We start from the raw sequence: 16,146 nt of genomic DNA on the forward strand, positions 1-16,146 counted from the left end.
TGGCGAGCAGTAGGCGCAGGTCGTCCTCCTGCCGGAATCAGGGATTGTGCGTGCGGATCAGGCGTCCCGTCCTGGGCACGACCTCCTCCCAGGGCGCCGTGAACTCGATCACGGCGAAGGCTCCTGGGGGGAATCGATCGTCCTGCGTGCCGGTGAGGCTCAGGACGAGCTCATGGACTCCGGGGTTGTGCCCCACGAGGACGAGGGTGTCCACCTCCGGGTCCGTACGGCGGAGCAGTTCGAGCAGCTCGTCGGGGTAGGCCTCGTAGATCCCGCCCTCGAACTCGATGGGCGCGTCCAGGCCGAGCAGTTCGGCCGTGCGGCGGGTGCGGACGGCCGGGGAGGACACGATGAGCCCCGGTTCGAGCGGCCGGATCAGATCGCCCGCTTCCCTGGCGTTGCGCTCCCCGCGCGCCGTGAGCCCGCGCTCCCGGTCGGCCAGCCCGGCGACGTGCTCGGCCTTGGCGTGTCTCACCACGATGAGCGTCTTCACCTGACCGCCTTCTCCGACGCGTCCGGCACGGCCGGGCTCTGAACGGCATCCGGCGTTATCGGGCCCTGGACCGCGTCCGGCGTGATCGGGCCCTCGGCCGCGGCCGGGCTTCCGGCGGATCGCGGCGTGGTGGCGACGCCCTGGAACGTCATCCCGCAGCCCATACGGCGAGGCCGACGATCACAGCGAACATCACCAGCATGGCCAGCAGAACCAGTGCCAGACCCCGGCCTCCGGAGGGTTCGTCCATAACAGCCCAGTGTATGGAGAGAGGGTCCCCCATGGTCATGGGGGACCCTCTCGTCAATCGACCTTCGCCGCCGGAATTCAGCTTCCGACGGTCTCCGGGGCACGCTCCTCGTGGTCGTTGTCGTTGTCGTCCGAGGAGGCGATGCTGACCGACCGCCGCTTGGACACGACGACCGCGCCCACGACGACCCCCACGGCGAGGACCGTCACGCCGACGCGGATCGCCACGTTGTCGGCGTAGGTGACGACCGCCGGGGCGATCAGGAGGGCGACCAGGTTCATGACCTTGATCAGCGGGTTGATGGCCGGGCCCGCGGTGTCCTTGAACGGGTCGCCGACGGTGTCGCCGATGATCGTGGCCTCGTGCGCCGGTGAACCCTTGCCGCCGTGGTGGCCGTCCTCGACCAGCTTCTTGGCGTTGTCCCAGGCACCACCGGAGTTGGCCAGGAAGACCGCCATCAGGGTGCCCGCCGCGATCGCACCGGCCAGGTAGGCGCCCAACGGCGCGTAGCCGAGGGCGAAGCCGACCGCGATCGGCGTCAGGACCGCGAGCAGGCCGGGCGTGGCCAGCTCCCGCAGCGAGTCACGGGTGCAGATGTCCACCACACGGCCGTAGTCGGGCAATTCGGTGCCGTCCATGATCCCCGGCTTGGTGCGGAACTGCTCGCGCACCTCGTAGACGACCCGGCCGGCGGCGCGTCCGACCGCGGCGATGGCCAGTCCCGAGAACAGGAACACCACGGCCGCGCCGATGATCAGACCGACGAGGACGTTCGGCGAGTCGATGGACAGATTGAAGCTCGCGAACGAGCCCAGCGCGTCCTTGACGCCCTGCGACGCCGTCGCCAACTGCCCTTCGACCGCCGTCCGGAACGAGCCGAACAGCGCCGTCGCGGCGAGCACGGCCGTCGCGATCGCGATGCCCTTGGTGATGGCCTTCGTGGTGTTACCGACGGCGTCCAGAGAGGTGAGCACCTGGGCACCCTCCCCTTCCACGTCGCCGGACATCTCCGCGATCCCCTGGGCGTTGTCCGACACCGGGCCGAAGGTGTCCATGGAGACGATGACGCCGACCGTGGTCAGCAGCCCCGTGCCCGCCAGGGCGACGGCGAACAGCGCTATGGTCACGTTGCCGAAGCCGAGCAGGAACGCGCCGTACACCGCGCCGCCGATCAGCAGCGCCGAGTAGACGGCGGACTCCAGGCCGACCGAGATGCCGGCCAGGATCACGGTCGCCGGTCCCGTGAGCGAACTCTTGCCGATATCCCTCACCGGGCGGCGGTTGGTCTCGGTGAAGTAGCCGGTGAGGACCTGAATGGCACTGGCGAGGACGAGGCCGATGAGCACCGCGCCGATCGCGATCAGGCGAGGGTCGGAGCTGAGCCCCGCGATCGCCGGGCTGACCCCGCTGAGCCCGGAGAAGCTCGACGGCAGGTACACGAACGCGGCCACCGCGACGAGGACGGCGGAGATCCCGGCCGAGATGAAGAAGCCGCGGTTGATGGCCGACATGCCCGAACGGTCGCCGGAGCGCGGCCGGGTGGTGAAGATGCCGATGATGGCGGTGATGACGCCGATCATCGGGACGATCAGCGGGAAGACCAGACCCTCGGTGCCGAAGGCCGCCTTGCCGAGGATCAGGCTGGCGACGAGCATGACGGCGTACGACTCGAACAGGTCGGCCGCCATACCGGCACAGTCGCCGACGTTGTCGCCCACGTTGTCGGCGATGGTCGCCGCATTGCGCGGGTCGTCCTCGGGAATGCCCTGCTCGACCTTGCCGACCAGGTCGGCGCCGACGTCCGCCGCCTTGGTGAAGATGCCGCCGCCGACACGCATGAACATCGCGAGCAGCGCGGCGCCGAAACCGAAGCCTTCGAGCACGCTCGGAGCGTCACTCTTGTAGATGATCACCACGACGGCCGCACCGAGCAGACCGAGGCCGACGGTGAACATGCCCGCCACACCGCCGGTGCGGAACGCGATGCGCATCGCGAGCTTCTCACCGGATTCACGGGCCGCCGCCGCCACGCGGACGTTTCCGCGGACCGCCAGCCACATGCCGATGAAGCCCGTGAGCGCGGAGAACACCGCGCCGATCACGAAGAAGACCGACCGGCCTACGGCCACGCTGGTCGAATCCGCAGGCAACAGGAACAGTAGGAAAGGAATGAGGACAACGAACACGGCAAGTGTCCGGAACTGCCGTGTGAGATATGCGGCGGCACCTTGCTGTACGGCATGCGCGATGTTCTGCATGCGTTCGGTGCCCTGACCTGCGGCGAGCACTTCTCGCACCAGACCGCCGGCGACCGCGAGGGCCAAAAGGGCCACCGCCGCGACAACGACCACGAGTGTGAGATGGGAACCGCTAAGTGCCACCGCTGTGCCTTCGCCAGCGGCTAGATAGGCAGACATCCGTCCTCCTCGGCCAGACGGGTTGGATTCTGCCCGGAGGGCGCTGCTGACGGTGTACCTGCCGGTCCTAGCGGCGCACTTCCGGGTGATTGGCAAGTGCCGCTTCCGGTTGCATCCGCAATACCTTGGCCGGTGCCGGGAGTCTACGCAGCGACGCCGCGGATATGAAGGCCTCTCGCCTCGGTAATTAGGACCACGTCCAGTAATGGTGCAAGTTTTGCCCCGCCCGATGGTCCTTTTGACCAGGTGAGTCAGGATGCGGGCCTCGCGTGTCACTCCTGTTACGGCGGGCCTTAAAGGGGATATTCAAGATGCCCTTAATGTGCTCAGGAATGGCCGTTCGCCACACTGTCACCAGGGATGACGCGGTTCCAATTACCGGCAGGCCGTTTTCCGGCCGGTCTGGTGCGACGCTCGACCGCCGGGGGGCGATCGCTCACGAGCATGCGAGCCGCGGGATACGCGGCCTCCGAGCCTCAGGGATGTGCCGCCTGGATGGAGCGGCTCGACCGGACGGCCGGAAGCCTCGGCGGCACGGCCGACTTCATGTTCCAGGATGTGGAGCGGCCCTTGCAGTGATTGACGGAGGCACGCGGAAAACCGCCCCCGCTCCCGGGGGCGGACACCCGCTCCCGGTCAGATCGCGGCGATCCCGTCGACCGACGCGGGCCAGCTCATCCTGATCCGCATGCCCTTGGGACCCGGCACCACTTCGACGTCGTCGGCGAGCCCCGCGATGACCGCGACACCCAACTCCGCCATCTCATCAGGCATGAAAGCGCCGTCGACGTCCAGGACGTAGGGCTTCGGCTCCTCGCTCGGGGCGGCGTCGGTGACGGTCACCTCGAACCGGCCCGCGTCATCGCGTAACTCGATGCGGACAGGCTCACCCGGGCAGTGAAGGCGATGCGCCTCCACCGCCCGCGAGCACGCCTCTCCGACCGCGAGGCGGACCTCGTCCAGGATCGCCTCCGCCACCCCGGTGCGCCGGGCGATGGCCGTCGCGACCAGTCGCGCCGTACGCACGTGGGCCGGCAACGCGCTGAACGTCAACTCGACGGTGGCCATGTTGGCTCCTCGGCCGTCACTTGTCCCGGCCGTGGGCTTCCTTGGCCTCTTCCACCGAGGCGTAGATGCCGAAGACCTTCGTGAGACCGGTGATCCGGAAGATCTTCAGAATGCGCTCCTGCGTGCAGACGAGTTCGAGTGACCCGTCGTGCGCCCGGACCCGCTTGAGCCCGCCGACCAGCACACCAAGGCCGGTCGAGTCGAGGAAGTCCACCTTCTCCATGTTCACGAGAAGGTGGAAGTTGCCCTTGTTGACCAGGTCGATCAGCAGCTCACGCAGTCTGGGCGCGGTGTAGACATCGATCTCACCCTCGACATCGACGATGGTGAGACTGTCCTCGGAATGGTGGTCCAACTTCAGATCCACAGATCCTCCAGCGCCGTACTTGCGTAGGTCTCGATGAGAGTCGTGCATCCTGGTAGCCCCAGAACCATGACCCTGACGCGCGGCATTCAACCACGCTCCGACTCCGTGTCTATACGAAATCACGACTCCGGGCGACTCTCCCCGCAGATGGCAAACTGGAAACCAGTGACTCCGTTTACTTCTCCCTCGGAACGATCAGGCCCCCTTCTCGGCCGCCTGCTCGCTGTTCCCGCACGCCAGCGGCGTGTCACCCATGTGGAGCATGTTCCAGCACGTCAGGCGGGTCAAGTCCATTGGCCGGATTGGGCTCCTGAACTGCTCGTTACGCGCTTGGTGAACCAGGGCGTCCCGGGCCTCTGGCAGCACCAGTTCGAGGCCGCCGAGCATGTTCACCGTGGCCGAAACGTGATCATCGCCACAGGAACGGCCTCGGGAAAATCCCTGGCCTACCTGGTTCCGGCGGTGACGGAGATCTTCTCCGGCGGCACCGTGCTCTACCTCACCCCGACCAAGGCACTGGCCGCCGACCAGCTCAGGACCGTCAGGGGATTGCGGCTCGCGCAGGTGCGCGCGGCCACCTTCGACGGCGACACCCCCACCGACGAGCGCCAGTGGGTCCGCCAGCACGCCAACTATGTCCTGACAAATCCGGATATGTTGCATCGGTCGGTCCTGCCCCGGCACGCGTCGTGGTCGTCCTTCTGGCGACGGCTGCGGTTGGTCGTGGTGGACGAGTGCCACGGCTATCGGGGCGTCTTCGGCTCCCATGTCGCCCAGATCCTGCGCCGGCTGCGCCGGGTCTCCGCCAAATACGGCTCTCAGCCCGTGTTCCTGCTGGCCTCGGCCACCGCGAGCGAGCCCGCTCTCGCGGGAATGCGCCTGACAGGCCTTGAGATGGCCGAGGTGACGACGGACGCCTCTCCTCGGGGTTCGACCACCTTCGCCCTGTGGGAGCCTCCTCTGACCGATCTGCGGGGCGAGGGCGGCGCCCCCGTCCGGCGGACGGCGACCGCAGAAGCGGCCGACCTGCTGTCGGATCTCGTGATCGAGGACGTCCGCACACTGGCGTTCGTCCGATCTCGGCGCGCCGCCGAAACGGTCGCCCTCGCCGCGAGGCGCAACCTGGAGGAGATCGAGACGGGCGAAGGACTCGCCCTGCCGTTCGGCGCCGATCTCGTGGGATCGGCTCCGCCGTACGGCCAGGACCCCGCGGGACCGACGGTGCGACGGGCCGGGGAGTTCGAGGAGCCGGCCCTGGCGCGCGGTGAGGAACTCGAGGAGCCGGCCCTGCCGTACGGACCGGGCCTGGGGGGACCGGGCCTGGGGGGACCGGCGGTCGCCGGCGACGGCGGCCCGCATGGGGAGACGCTCACGAGCAGGGAATCCGAGTCCGAGGATGGCGCCCGCATTCTCGACGGCCCACCGGCCGGCCGGCTGGCGGACCGGGTCGCGGCCTATCGAGCGGGCTACCTGGCCGACGACAGGCGTGTGCTGGAGAAGGCCCTGCGTTCGGGAGCCCTGGTCGGCCTGGCGACGACCAACGCGCTGGAACTCGGCGTGGACGTGTCCGGCCTCGACGCCGTCCTCATCGCCGGATGGCCGGGCACCCGCGCCTCCCTCTGGCAGCAGGCGGGCCGGGCCGGGCGCGCGGGGCAGGACGCGCTGGCCGTGCTGATCGCGCGCGACGATCCTCTGGACACCTATCTGGTCCACCATCCCGAGGCGTTGTTCGGCCGCCCGGTGGAAGCCATCGTTCTCGATCCGGACAATCCGTACGTGCTGGCGCCCCATCTCTGCGCAGCCGCCTCGGAGATCCCGATCACCGACGACGACCTCGAGATCTTCGGCCCGGCCGCCCGGGACGTGCTGGACGATCTGGTCGCCCGCGGGCTGCTGCGCCGACGTACGACGGGATGGTTTTGGACGAGCCGAAACAGGGCCGCCGACCTTGCGGACATCAGAGGATCGGGCGGGAGCCCGATCCAGGTGGTCGAGTCCGGCACCGGGCGGCTCCTGGGCACGGTCGACGAGTCGTCGGCGCACACCACCGTCCACACCGGGGCGGTCTACCTGCACCAAGGCGAGACGTTCGTGGTCGAGGAGCTGGAACTCGACGCCGGGGTCGCCCTGGTCTCCACGGCCGAGCCCGACTATTCGACCTTCGCCAGGGACGTGACGGACATCCGCGTGATGGAGTCGCTGCGGTCTCAGGCTTTCGGTCCCGGTGAGCTGCATTTCGGCTCTGTGGAGGTCACCCATCAGGTGGTCTCCTACCTCAAGCGCCGCCACCAGACCGGCGAGATGCTCGGTGAGGAGCCTCTCGACCTACCGGCCCGGACACTGTGCACGCGCGCGGTGTGGTGGACTCTGCCCTCCGCCGCTCTCATCCCGCTGACGGCGGACCCGGACGGCAAACCGGTCGATCTGGGCGGCGCGGCCCACGCGGCCGAGCATGCCTCGATCGGCCTCCTCCCGCTGTTCGCCACGTGCGACCGCTGGGACATCGGCGGCGTCTCGACAGAACTCCACCCCGACACGGGATTGCTCACCGTCTTCGTCTACGACGGTCATGAGGGTGGTGCGGGGTTCGCCGAACGAGGGTACGCCAAAGCGGCCGAGTGGCTCTCCGCCACCCGTGAAGCGATCTCCTCCTGCGAGTGCGAGAGAGGCTGCCCGTCCTGCATCCAGTCACCCAAGTGCGGCAACGGCAACGAGCCTCTCGACAAGGCCGGCGCCCTCCGCCTTCTCGGCGTGCTGCTGGGCTCCTGATCGGCTCACCGGCCCCCCACGCCGCTCACGGCTCCCTGCGGCGCCGTCCGGTGTAGGGATCGTCGTCGTCCCCGATCCATTCGCCCTCTGCCGGTCGGTAGAACCTTCCCTGATCGGCCGCGTCCTCCACCGGAACCTGCTCGAGGGGGCCGGTTCGATCGGTGTCCGCGGGCACGGGGGAGGCCACCAGCACGGGTTGCGACCTTCCCGCCCCGCTGACGAGCACGATGGAGGGACGCCTGGCGATCGTGGTGGCGGTGCCCCTGACCAGCCCCCACGTGGTGGTCGCGGAGGTTCCCGAAGCGGAGCTTCCTGAAATCGTCGGCGCGAGTCCCGGATGACGACGCGTGGCCGCCGGCGCCAGGGCGGGAACGCCCGTCCCGCCACCGGCGGAACCCGGAGCGACGGCACGCAGCCCGCCCGTCCAGATGCGGCTCCCCGCCCCTGCAGGCCGGGCCACACTCGCGCCGGCGCCGATCGGCACCGCCGCCACGGCTCCGGCACCTGAGGGCGCGTAGACGCCCTTGCGGCGCTTCAACCGGCCGCGCACGTGGGCGCCCAGGAGGAGCGCCGCGCCGACCAGAGCGAGCAGGATGCCGTAACCGGGTCCGCTGAGCAGCGAACCGGACGGCTCCAGGACGGGTTCGCCCGCCATGGAACCCGGAGGAGCGACCTCCGGCGGGGTCGCGTCCGCATCGGGCAGGTCGGGAAGAGTGAGACCGGCCTTCGAGGTGCCGCCGGCCAGTCGCTGGAGGGGCTGCGATCCGGCCGTGGCCGTCGAGCCCCGAGTCGGGACGGAGGAGGTCGCGGAGGGCGACGCGGAGGACGACGTCACCACCGAGGACGTCGCGGTCGGAGTCGGCTGCGCCGCGACCGGCATGTTCAGGTAGGAGACCGCGGATCCGCTCGAAGCGACGGTGCCGCCCGAGCCGTCGGAACGCACTGCCTTCACGGAGAACCCGACCCGCTGACCCGCCGCCCCCGCGGGAACCGTGAGACTCGCACGGCAGGACGAGCCCGAGCACGCCGTGGCCAACGGGATGGCTTCCGACTTCGCCGCCGTCGTGCTGGAGACCGTGTAGGACCGCAGATCGGGTTCGGACCCCTTGGCCCACGTGACGACCACGTCAGAGGTGCCCGTGAGCACGGCGTTGACGGCGGAGGGCGCGGCCGGAGGCCTGCTGACCGTGAACGTGGACGTCTTGTAGGTCTTCGCCGTGATCTCTCCGCGGAGCGACACCGTGAAGACGCCGTTCGGAACGGCCCCGGGATCGAACGAGCCCTTGATCGTCTGATTGAGACCGCCCTGGGCGACCCTCCGCCGGGGTACGGACGGTCCCTCGACGTAGAGGCCCATGCTCAACTGCAGAAGGCCGGTCTTGGCCGAGATCGTCACCGGGCCCGAGGTCTTGATGACCTCTCCAGCCGATGGTGAGGTGATGCCGCTGGGTGCCGCGCTCGCCGGGGCGGCGCCGACCATCAGAACGGACACCGTCGCGAGCGGCACGACTCCCGCCGCCACGGCCAGGCTGCGAAGCGCGGTCACGACCCATCCTTCCGCCAAGAACCGGCCTGGGACCCGATCCCGAGGAATCTTCAGGATGACCGGGAGTACCCGAAACCTTAGCCAGTCGTCCACTCTTAGACGCCGCGTCCAAGAAGTCGTGATTCTATTGCGACGAACACCCACGGTCACATATCCCTGTAAACCTCCCCATGCCAGGATCATCGGGCTGCTCACGACTTCACGCCGACTGGTCCCGCCCTTGCCACGGCGGCAGCCGTACGACTGCCGAAAACCGGAAGCGCGAAACGCACGGAGACCGCGACGGTGGCGATCCCGTCCGAAATCGAGCACCTGTGCACTCGCGCCCCGTTGGCGTCCGCCACCGTCCGCGCCCGCGCGCAGCCGTCCTCCAGGGCGGACGCCGCCCGGGCCGCCGCGGCGAGCGCGCTGAGATCGGCCGCGCTCTGCGCGCGGTGCCGTGCCACGCGGGCGACCGCGACGTCCACGACGGCCATCGTCGTGATCCAGACCACCGCCATGATCGCGATCATCCACACCGTCGCGGAGCCCTTGTCCGGACGTCCCGACCACCTCATGGCCGTACGCCCGGCTCGAGCATGGAGACGGCCGACGTCTTCACGTCGACGGCAGGCGACATCGGACCCCACGCAGGCTCGACCCGGACGGAGACCTCGACACGGGCGACCTCCGCACCGGAGGAGACGTCGATCCTCGCGTTCGCCGGGACCGACCGGGCGACGGCCTCGCGGACGGCCCCGGCCGGCTCACCTCGCGCGGCGGCCCGGGCGCCCGCCCGGGCCGCGTCCACGCATTGGAGATGCACACCGACGACGGTGACCGCCCACAACGAGGCGGCCAGCACGATCACCAGAGCCGGAAGGGCGACGGCCGTCTCCGCCGTCACCGAGCCCCGCTCCCGCCTCGGCCTGCCGATGCTCACCGGTCCCGGTTGTGCCGAGACCACATCGGCCGACACAACATCGGCCGAGACCACGTCGGCCGAGGTACCGGGGCCCGGAGTGCCCACGCTCCGAGGTGACGCCACGATCCTTCGCACGCTCTGTTCCTCCCTTCAGGACTCTCTTCCGGAATCTGCCGCGAGCCCCATTCAGCCGGCCAGCTTGAGCGCCTTCTGAATGAGCGCGGAGAGCATCGACCTCACCTCGGCACTGGTCACGATCTTGAAGAGCAACGCGGCGAATCCGCAGGCGGCGATCGTCCCGACGGCATACTCCGCGGTCGACATGCCGGCCTCGGCCCCCGCGCGGGCTCTCGCGAATGCTCCTTCCGCGACTCGCGAACGGGCGTCGACGGAAGCTTCGGCCGGCGCGTCCGTCCGAGCCCCCTCCCGGCCCCCGCTCCGAACTCCCGCCCGTCCTCGGGCGGGGGTCTCCGCGCAGACGAGAAGCGTCCACTGCACCCCCGCCCGGTGGGCCGCGGCCCGGACGGCGCCGACCACGCGCCGAATGAACTGAGCCGGCGCCTGCTCGACGCCGAGGGATGTGGGCTCCGCTCTCCAACCGACCATCGGTCCTCCTGACACCCTGGGACGGCCCATCCGCCCGCTGCCGGAGCCACGTTGCTGGATTTCGCGTCGCCTTCTTCGCGGCGAATCGGCATCTGTGGATGAGTCGCTTCCTGAGCGGCACCTGTGGATTCCAGAAAGCACGAGGCCACGCGGCATTGCCCGGCCGCTGCCCGCATCGGCTGTCCACAGCTGTGGAAGACGCTGTCCACAACGCCTGGAGGCTTTACGCGCGACGCGATGGACCGGCGCGCTTCACACCGGGATCGCATCGATGGTCACGGCAGAAGGATCTGTGTCGCCAAACCCGCGACCACAGGCACGATCCCCAGGAACACGAACGCGGGGAGGAAGCACAGACCCAGAGGCGCCACAGCCTGGACTCCGACCTTGCGAGCGGCGGCCGCGGAGGCGGCCCGAGAGACCTGGCGCGCGTCATCGGCGAGCCGCGTGAGCGCGTCGGCGACGGGAGCCCCGTTCCGCGCGGCCCTGATCATCGTCCGAGCCAGCGCACCCAGCGGCGGGTCGCTCCCGACGGCCGCCCAGACGTCCTCCGGGTTCGCCCCGAGCCGCACCTGGGCCGCCACCCAGGAGAGCCTGTCGCCGAGAGGTCCGCCAAGGGCGTCCGCCGTGGTCTCGATCGCCCCGCTCAACGGCTGACCAGCCCGCAGGCAGGCCGCCATGAGGTCGGCCGCGAACGGAAGATCGGCGGTCATCCGCTCGCGGCGACGGCGCGCCTCGGCCGGCTCCCGTCTGCCGACCATCACGAGCACGCCACCCGCGACCAGCACGCCCACCACCACCCCCGGGAGACCGCCCACGAGCAGGAAGGCGACGAACCCCACCGGCGCCGCGACCGCGAGCGACGGCACAGGGACATCACCGCCGGAGCCGTCCGTCGTGCCGGGACCACTCGGTACGCGGATTCCGCGGAGCCGCTCCACCGGGGACATCGCAACCGGCCAGGCCAGCACCGCGAGCACGGTGAGGGCCATCGCGGTCATCACGATCATGTCGCCCGACCTCCCGGCACGCGCCTGCGCGGCTCCTGATCGACCGGCTCCCGTCTCTTCGGGGACCGTCCCTGCGCTCCGGCGACGAGACGACCGGTCCACCAGACACCCGTCGCGTCGAGCGCGAGGCCGATGGTCAGGCAGCCGAGCCCGGCTGGGCTGCCCAGCAGGAACGACACGGGACTCATGCCGAGACCCGCCGCCATGAGGAAGCCCAGCAGGGGAAGGCCGGCCAGCATGCGGGCCGTCGCCCGCGGACCCGCGAGCTGCGCGGCCACGTCTTGCCGATGAGACTCCTCGGCGCGGAGCGACGCCGCCAACCGCTCGACGAGCGCGACGAGGTCGCCCCCGACGGTCACACTCACCTGCCAGCAGGCGGCGAGCCGTACAAGCCCCTCCCCGCCCTGAAGAGGAGCGGCGCGAGCGAGAGCGGCCGGAACGTCGCCGCCGTCGCGGGCCGCGGCGACCACCGGCAGCAGGGCGGCAGCGTCGGGCACGGTCATGGCGGAGACCGCTCTTGCCAGCGCTTCGCCCGCCTGTTTCCCCGCGGCGACCTCGGCGGCCACGCCCTCGCACAGCTCGATGCACGCCGCGCGCCAGGCCGCCGCCTCGGCCATCGGGCGCCGGCGTTCCACCAGCGCCTTCCACACCGCGTGGCCGGGTCTCGGATCACGCACACCGAGAACGGCGGCCAGTCTCTCGGCCTGGGCACTCGGGCCCGCGCCGACCCAGGCCGCGACCATGGCGGCCAGGACGGCTACGGCGACCATGAGATCTCCGGGCACAGCCGGCTCAGCGCGTCCAGGGCTGGGCCTGGACTGACACGTCCGCCGGCCGCGAACGTCAGCGCGGGCACGGCGACCACCAGCCCGGAGGCTTCGCGTTCGAGCAGGCAGACCTCCGCCACCCGGCGACGCCCGCCGCCGGGCTCGCGGACGAGATGGACCACGAGGTCGAGGGCGGCCGCGATCTGACTGTGCACGGCCTCGCGGGAAAGACCGGCCGCGCACGCGAGCGCCTCCAGCCGGGCGGGCACATCCGTCGCCTTGTTGGCGTGCAGGGTGCCGCAACCGCCCTCGTGACCGGTGTTGAGCGCCGCCAGCAGATCGACGACCTCACGGCCGCGCACCTCGCCCACGACCAGACGGTCGGGCCGCATGCGGAGGGCCTGCCGTACCAGGTCGCGAAGACCGACGCCTCCGGCGCCTTCGAGGTTGGGCGGCCGGGCCTCGAGCCGCACCACGTGAGGGTGGTGGGGGCGCAGCTCCGCGGAGTCTTCGACGAGGATCAGGCGCTCTCCCGGATCGGCGAGGGAGAGCAGACTCGACAGGAGGGTCGTCTTCCCCGTGCCTGTGCCGCCGGTGACGAGGAACGCCTGGCGCGCGGCCACGATGGCCCGCAGGACCGCCGCCCCGGATCCCGTGACGAGCTCCTCGATCGTGAAGACGCGGCGTGACGGCAGCCGGAGCGACAGACAGGTGCCGTCGGGCGCGATGGGCGGCAGCACCGCGTGCAGGCGCACCCCGCCTGCCAGGCGCGCGTCCACGTAGGGGCTGGCGTCGTCGAGCCGCCGCCCGGCGGCGGCCGCGAGACGCTGGGCCAGCCGCCGGACCTCTTCGTCGCCGGGGAAGGTGACCGACGTGCGGCGCAACCCGTCGCCGTCGTCGATCCACACCTCGCGCGGGCCGTTGACCAGGACGTCTGTCACGCCGGGCTCGGCCAACAGTCCTTCGAGAGGGCCGGCGCCGATGAGCTCCGCCTTCAGGACACGGGCGATCGCGAGGACCTCGGCGTCTCCGAGCACCGCACGCTCGGCTCGCAGTGCGGCGGCCACCTGCGCCGCGGTGGGCGGTGCACCGGCCCGCGACAGCCGTGCCCTGACCGCCTCGGCCAGCTCCGCCGAGACGGTGTTCACCGTGGTCACGGCGCGAGCTCCGACAGCAGTTCGGAGCAGAACCGGCCGAGCGGGGTGCGGCCGAGCGGGGGCGGATCGCCCCGATCCAGCGTCTCGACGAGACCGCGCGACTCGGGAACGAGCCCCGCGCAGGGAAGGTCCAGGGCCGTGGCGACGACATCCGGTTCGAGCGTCCCCGCGCGGATGACCGCCCGCAGGTCGCCGGTGTGACGCCGGAGCAGCGCGAGCGTCTGGGCCGCCGCGAGAGTCCCCCGGACATCGGCCTGGACCACCACCAGCGTCGCCGTCGCCCTGGACAGGGCCTCCGCCTCCCCTTCGCCCACCGTTCGCGGGAGGTCGACGACCACCAGATCGCACCCGCGCCTGGCGGCGTCCAGCACGGCTCGCATCGCCTCCCGTGGAATGTCCGCCGGCTCGCCGCGATGCCAGGACAACACGGTGAGCTCGCCGAACGTCGGCAGCGCGCCCTGGAGCGCGGCGAAGCTGACCCGGCCCTCCCGCCCGACGATGTCCGGCCAGCGGGCCCCGGTCGCCTCCTCCTGGCCGAGGACGACGTCGATGCCCCCGCCCAGGGGGTCGGCGTCGATGAGCAGCGTCCTCGCCCCCGCGCGCGAGGCCGTGAGGGCCAGCGAGGCCGACAGGACCGTCGCGCCGGCGCCTCCCCTCCCGCCGACGACGCACACCACGGTGCCCGACCTGGTCACAGGGTCGGCCAGCTCGCCCAACTCCTCGACCAGAAGCCGCTCCTCGTGAGGCAGTTCGAGCACGGCCTGCGCCCCCACGGCCACGCATCTGCGCCACATGTCCGGATCGTTGCGCACCCGGGTCACGAGCAGCACGTTCGGCCGGGGAGGCGGCGCGACGGCGGCGAGGGCGTCGGCGAGATCACCTCCGACGACCACGAGCGGGGCCCGGGTCCAGTACGGCCGGGCGTGGCCTGCCGCGTGGGCGACGTCGATCTCCACTCCGGCGGCTGCGGCGATGCGCAGCAGATCGTCGAGGAGATCCTGGTCGTCGGTGATGGCCAAGGGCCGGTGCATCGGTCTCTCCCTGTCGGTCGGGGAGACCACCGTGCGCCGTCACGTCTTCCCGCCCGGCGCCCGAACGCGGCTCTGTGGATGAGGACCGGCCTGTGGACGACGGTGTCGTCCCACGGCCGCGGCGGCTCAGGCCGTGCGGCGGAAAGTGGAAGAGAAAGCAGGCGACCCCCGCTGGGGGGGAGAGCGGGGGTCGCCAACCGGTCCGGCTCTGGGGGGGTAGAGCCGGCTCCGTATTAGAAGAAAGCTTTAAGTAGGAGGCCACCGCGTGACAAGTCGCACATGCTAGGCCTCCTTAGGAAGAGACACACCGTATGCTGCCCGATCGATATGAGGTTCGTCGAGCATCCTCTCTAAACTGAGTCAGTTTTTTTCACTGAGTCAGTCTCGACTGTGGACATCCACTTCCGGTTCCGGTAGGGCCACCGGTCACACCGAGTGAAACCAGCAACCCGTATCGGTCGAGTGAGCCCCAACTACGGAGACTCTCCCTTACCGCCATAAGACCATACGAATGCCTGTTTCCGGAAGAGCGTGATCGTCGTAAAGGTCTTGGTCCCGGGGTTTCCAACCGAAGCAATCGGACGTAGAAAGGGCTTACGGGCTGCAAGGTCCGCGTACGGCCGCAGGGCACCCACGCGCGACCAGCCGCGGGAGGCGTGCCGAGACGGGCTTGACCCGGTCCGGCAAATTCGAGGTGCACGCTTGGTAACCCAGTGTGACGTACAGGCGACGGCGTTCCATCCCAGGGACGCCGTCCGCTTTGCCCCCAGCTGATTTCCCGTTTCCCCGGCGAAACCGGGCCCGGCGGCAATGCATGCCGTTCCCCGGCTTTGCGCGGCTCCACGTTCTCCCCTTTCGCCACCTGTATCAGCGCGACAGCGCTTCGCATACGGCGGTGGTCTCGCGGGCTCCCAGGACGGTGGCCGCGGCGCAGTGCCGCACCCACGTCCCCACGCCCTCGGCGGTGCCCGTGAGATAGCCCCGCAGGCTCTCGCCGTACGCGTCGCCGAGATCGGCGTGACCCACCTCGACGGCGACGAGCGACTTGGGATCGAGCCCGTACTCCACGAGCGTGAGCCGCGCGGCCGCCCGGGCGACCACGCCGTCCACGACACCGAACGGCCGGAGCACGGCGAGCTCGGCGTGCACGATCGCCGACAGGACGAGGGCCGGCGCCTGTGAGGTCGCCGAGACCAGCTCCGCCAGGGCGGCCATCCGCGCCGCGGCCTCCTCAGGACCCGGCGCCGCGCCGAGCCCGAGCGGGTCCGCGGAGGTCGGCGCGGTTCTCGGCCGGCCGGGATCAGAGGTCAGGCCCGTCGCCGCCAGGGTGTGCAGGCGGGCGAGGACCTGGGGAGGGGCCGATCGCCAGGTCTTGCCGAGCCGTCCGAGCTCGGCTGACGCCCGCAACGCCCCCTGGACGACCGGGTCGGTCACCTCGCCCAGCCGGAGCGGCTCCAGCCCGACCTCGACGCCTTCCAGCGACGCCGAGGCACGCGCGCCGCGGAGGGCGGACTCCGCCGACACCTCGGGGCTCCGACGGCGCAACAGCCGATGTCCGTAGAGGCGGTCGACCGCCTCTCGCGCCTCCTGGACGGCCTGGGGCACACCAGGCAACGCGGCGACGGCGGCCAATGGGTCGTTCACAGAGATCGACCTTACCGGCCAGTAGGGGTCGTTCGGCGAGCCGGTCGAGCCGCTGAGCGCAGGAAATGCACACTTGTCCCTCTAAAGGGCTGATTTCCCAGCCATAGCGCTATTAAC

The 16,146-nt window shown here is 70.5% G+C and carries 16 protein-coding genes and 1 pseudogene; 3 read left to right on the forward strand and 14 right to left on the reverse strand.

The genetic code is table 11. The features are described from left to right. Positions 1-37: 37 nt before the first annotated feature. The 3 genes from Pmi06nite_RS20735 to Pmi06nite_RS20745 all read right to left on the reverse strand — a co-directional run bounded on the left by Pmi06nite_RS20735 (position 38) and on the right by Pmi06nite_RS20745 (position 3,160). Entirely contained in the window at positions 38-493 is a 456-nt protein-coding gene (locus Pmi06nite_RS20735; protein WP_239114062.1) for a SixA phosphatase family protein, read from the reverse strand. Beyond that, entirely contained in the window at positions 490-645 is a 156-nt protein-coding gene (locus tag Pmi06nite_RS20740) for a hypothetical protein (RefSeq protein ID WP_203954708.1), read from the reverse strand. The genes Pmi06nite_RS20735 and Pmi06nite_RS20740 overlap by 4 nt, the downstream gene beginning before the upstream one ends. A 175-nt stretch (positions 646-820) precedes the next feature. Next, a complete protein-coding gene (locus Pmi06nite_RS20745) occupies positions 821-3,160 on the reverse strand; it encodes a sodium-translocating pyrophosphatase (RefSeq protein WP_203954709.1) in 2,340 nt (779 codons plus the stop codon). A 444-nt stretch (positions 3,161-3,604) separates the two neighbouring features. Between Pmi06nite_RS20745 and Pmi06nite_RS42610 the strand changes: the two genes are divergently transcribed. Continuing rightward, positions 3,605-3,739: a hypothetical protein gene (locus Pmi06nite_RS42610; RefSeq protein WP_275409586.1), complete on the forward strand. Its 135-nt coding sequence runs from the start codon at positions 3,605-3,607 to the stop codon at positions 3,737-3,739. A 57-nt stretch (positions 3,740-3,796) separates the two neighbouring features. On the opposite strand, the gene Pmi06nite_RS20750 is transcribed toward Pmi06nite_RS42610, so the two are convergent. Both Pmi06nite_RS20750 and Pmi06nite_RS20755 read right to left on the reverse strand, forming a co-directional pair. Next, complete coding sequence (locus Pmi06nite_RS20750; protein ID WP_203954710.1) at positions 3,797-4,228, reverse strand: ATP-binding protein; 432 nt, start codon at positions 4,226-4,228, stop codon at positions 3,797-3,799. A gap of 16 nt (positions 4,229-4,244) precedes the next feature. Continuing rightward, positions 4,245-4,595 carry an STAS domain-containing protein gene (locus Pmi06nite_RS20755; protein ID WP_203881757.1) on the reverse strand — a complete coding sequence of 117 codons (351 nt, stop codon included), beginning with the start codon at positions 4,593-4,595 and terminating at the stop codon, positions 4,245-4,247. 405 nt (positions 4,596-5,000) lie between these two features. Between Pmi06nite_RS20755 and Pmi06nite_RS43230 the strand changes: the two are divergent. Further along, a pseudogene (locus Pmi06nite_RS43230) lies at positions 5,001-5,393 on the forward strand (DEAD/DEAH box helicase); the annotation flags it as partial. Between the two features lie 96 nt (positions 5,394-5,489). Then, positions 5,490-7,364: a Zn-binding domain-containing protein gene (locus Pmi06nite_RS20760; protein ID WP_505881870.1), complete on the forward strand. Its 1,875-nt coding sequence runs from the start codon at positions 5,490-5,492 to the stop codon at positions 7,362-7,364. A 25-nt stretch (positions 7,365-7,389) separates the two neighbouring features. Here Pmi06nite_RS20760 and Pmi06nite_RS20765 read toward each other — a convergent pair whose 3' ends face one another. From Pmi06nite_RS20765 to Pmi06nite_RS20805, 9 genes are all read right to left on the reverse strand, one after another. Beyond that, complete coding sequence (locus Pmi06nite_RS20765) at positions 7,390-8,910, reverse strand: fibronectin type III domain-containing protein (protein WP_203954711.1); 1,521 nt, start codon at positions 8,908-8,910, stop codon at positions 7,390-7,392. 191 nt (positions 8,911-9,101) lie between these two features. Then, the gene (locus Pmi06nite_RS20770; protein WP_203954712.1) at positions 9,102-9,467 is read right to left on the reverse strand and encodes an Rv3654c family TadE-like protein; all 366 of its coding nucleotides are present in this window, start codon (positions 9,465-9,467) and stop codon (positions 9,102-9,104) included. Next, positions 9,464-9,949, reverse strand: a complete 486-nt coding sequence (locus tag Pmi06nite_RS20775; RefSeq protein WP_239114064.1) for a TadE family type IV pilus minor pilin — start codon at positions 9,947-9,949, stop codon at positions 9,464-9,466. The genes Pmi06nite_RS20770 and Pmi06nite_RS20775 overlap by 4 nt, the downstream gene beginning before the upstream one ends. A gap of 51 nt (positions 9,950-10,000) precedes the next feature. Further along, positions 10,001-10,420, reverse strand: a complete 420-nt coding sequence (locus Pmi06nite_RS42615; RefSeq protein ID WP_203954713.1) for a DUF4244 domain-containing protein — start codon at positions 10,418-10,420, stop codon at positions 10,001-10,003. Positions 10,421-10,695: 275 nt separating this feature from the next. Further along, positions 10,696-11,430, reverse strand: coding sequence for a type II secretion system F family protein (locus tag Pmi06nite_RS20785; protein ID WP_239114065.1), 735 nt, complete (start codon positions 11,428-11,430; stop codon positions 10,696-10,698). After that, positions 11,427-12,200 carry a type II secretion system F family protein gene (locus Pmi06nite_RS20790; RefSeq protein WP_203954714.1) on the reverse strand — a complete coding sequence of 258 codons (774 nt, stop codon included), beginning with the start codon at positions 12,198-12,200 and terminating at the stop codon, positions 11,427-11,429. Before Pmi06nite_RS20790 ends, Pmi06nite_RS20785 begins: the two co-directional genes overlap by 4 nt. Next, positions 12,188-13,354, reverse strand: coding sequence for a TadA family conjugal transfer-associated ATPase (locus Pmi06nite_RS20795; RefSeq protein ID WP_373317319.1), 1,167 nt, complete (start codon positions 13,352-13,354; stop codon positions 12,188-12,190). Before Pmi06nite_RS20795 ends, Pmi06nite_RS20790 begins: the two co-directional genes overlap by 13 nt. Beyond that, entirely contained in the window at positions 13,351-14,385 is a 1,035-nt protein-coding gene (ssd, locus tag Pmi06nite_RS20800; RefSeq protein WP_203954715.1) for a septum site-determining protein Ssd, read from the reverse strand. Before ssd ends, Pmi06nite_RS20795 begins: the two co-directional genes overlap by 4 nt. Positions 14,386-15,252: 867 nt before the next feature. Beyond that, the gene (locus Pmi06nite_RS20805) at positions 15,253-16,029 is read right to left on the reverse strand and encodes a Fic family protein (protein WP_203954716.1); all 777 of its coding nucleotides are present in this window, start codon (positions 16,027-16,029) and stop codon (positions 15,253-15,255) included. Positions 16,030-16,146: the final 117 nt, after the last annotated feature.

The sequence above is a fragment of the Planotetraspora mira genome (assembly GCF_016863275.1).
Lineage (GTDB): Bacteria > Actinomycetota > Actinomycetes > Streptosporangiales > Streptosporangiaceae > Planotetraspora > Planotetraspora mira.